The 1,971-nt window shown below is 72.1% G+C and carries 1 protein-coding gene; it reads left to right on the top strand.

Going from position 1 to position 1,971, the window contains the following annotated elements; translation table 11 throughout:
• Positions 1–387: 387 nt before the first annotated feature.
• Positions 388–1,971 (top strand): discoidin domain-containing protein (locus ACSNOG_RS32585; RefSeq protein WP_436756311.1); only part of this gene is annotated, 1,584 nt, incomplete at its 3' end.

Here is a 1,971-nt window from a genome sequence, read left to right as displayed (position 1 = left end):
AACCCCCGACGGAACTCCCGGCGGAACCCCGACGACCCCGTAGAGAACCCCTGCGGAACCCCGGCGGAACCTCGACGCCCCCGGGCGGACCCCTGCGGGATCCCGGCGGAGCCTCGGCAAAGCCCATCCGCGCCCCACGCCCCCTGTGCCGCCGGGGATCCCTGCGCCCCCTGCGGATCCCGAAGTCCGGGCGGCACCTCCACCCCAGCACCCGCGCCCGCACCATCCGCCTGATTCCGGCCACGCCGAGATCCCCCGCCGTCCCCTCTCGTCCCACCCGGGCGACGACACCAGATCCGGGACCCTTGACACCACCCGCCTCCCAAGTCCTACTTATCTACGCGCGACTCACTTGACAACGTTGTCGGTTTCGTTGGGAGACATGAGATGCGGCAGGGACGGCGGCACGGACCCCGGCACCGATGGCCCAGGCCCATCCGTTCTCTCGCCGCCCTCCTCGCGTTCCTCCTGACCGCCGGTCTCATGACGGCCATTCAGGTGTCCCGGGCCGGAGCGGCGCAGGCCGCCCAGGCCTCCCCGTCCGATCGCCACCCCGCCGGCGACCGCCCCTCGGCCCCCGCCTCCGCCTCCGGCTCCTCCTTCTCCTCCTCCTTCGAGCCCGGCCAGCCGCAACCCGACTGGCGCAACACCGTCGAGACCGCCCCCGGGGGCCACAAGCGCGCCTCCGGCGTCGACGGCAACGACTCCCGCGGCATCCCCGGCAACGTCACCGACTCCGTCACCGCCGTCCGGGCGAGCAACGAGAACGCCGGCTCGCGCGAGGTCAAGGAGAACGTCGTCGACGGCGAAAGCACGACCAAATGGCTCACCTTCGAGAAGTCCGGGGCGTGGCTGGAGTTCGACCTGGCCGAGCCGGTCACTGCCGTGCGCTACGCCCTGACCTCCGCCAACGACGCCCCCGGCCGCGACCCGCGGGACTGGACCCTCCAGGGCTCGCAGGACGGCAAGGCCTGGACCCCGCTCGACTCCCGCAAGGGCGAGACCTTCGAAAAGCGCTTCCAGACCCGCGAGTTCACCTTCCTCAACACCACCCCCTACCGGCACTACCGGCTCGACATAGCCCGTAACAGCGGCGAGGACATCACCCAGCTGGCCGAAATCCAGCTGGCGCCGTCCTACACCGGCCCGCCGCCCCCGTCCGACATGCGCAGCTACGTCGACAGCGGCCCCCCTGGCTCGCCCACCGCCAAGGCCCGTGCCGGCTTCACGGGCACCCACGCCCTGCGCTACGGCGGCGTCCACCAGAGCAGGGACCGCGCGTACTCGTACAACAAGGTCTTCTCGATCGGGGGCGACGGCCTGCGCGTGGCCCCGCGGACCGTCCTCGCCTACAAGGTCTTCCCCTCCATGCCGGAGGTCGACCTGCGCTATCCGGCCACGCACGTGGCCCTGGACCTCGCCTTCACGGACGGCACCTATCTGAGTGACCTCGGCGCGGTGGACCAGCACGGGGCGCCCCTGACCCCGCGCGGCCAGGCGGACTCCCGCACGCTCTACGTCAACCAGTGGAACAACAGGGAGTCGCACATCGGCGCCGTGGCGGCCGGGAAGACGGTGGCCCGCGTGCTCGTCGCGTACGACTCCCCCGCCGGGCCCGCGCAGTTCCGCGGCTGGGTGGACGACGTCTCCCTCGCCCCTGCGCCCCCCGAGAAGCCTCCGGCGCACCCGGCCGATTACGCGCTCACGACCCGCGGCACGCATTCCAGCGCGAGTTTCTCGCGGGGCAACACCTTCCCCGCGACCGCCGTCCCGCACGGCTTCAACTTCTGGACCCCGGTGACCAACGCGGGCGCCATGGACTGGCTCTACCAGTACGCCGCCGCCAACAACGCCGACAACCTCCCCACCATCCAGGCGTTCAGCGCGAGCCACCAGCCGAGCCCCTGGATGGGTGACCGGCAGACGTTCCAGGTGATGCCGGCGCTCGCCCCCGCCGCCGCCACCCCCGCC

Source organism: Streptomyces sp. URMC 124 (assembly GCF_051386455.1).
GTDB lineage: Bacteria > Actinomycetota > Actinomycetes > Streptomycetales > Streptomycetaceae > Streptomyces.
The sequence above is the reverse complement of the archived record's forward strand: the minus strand, read 5'-3'. Positions and strand labels throughout refer to the sequence as shown.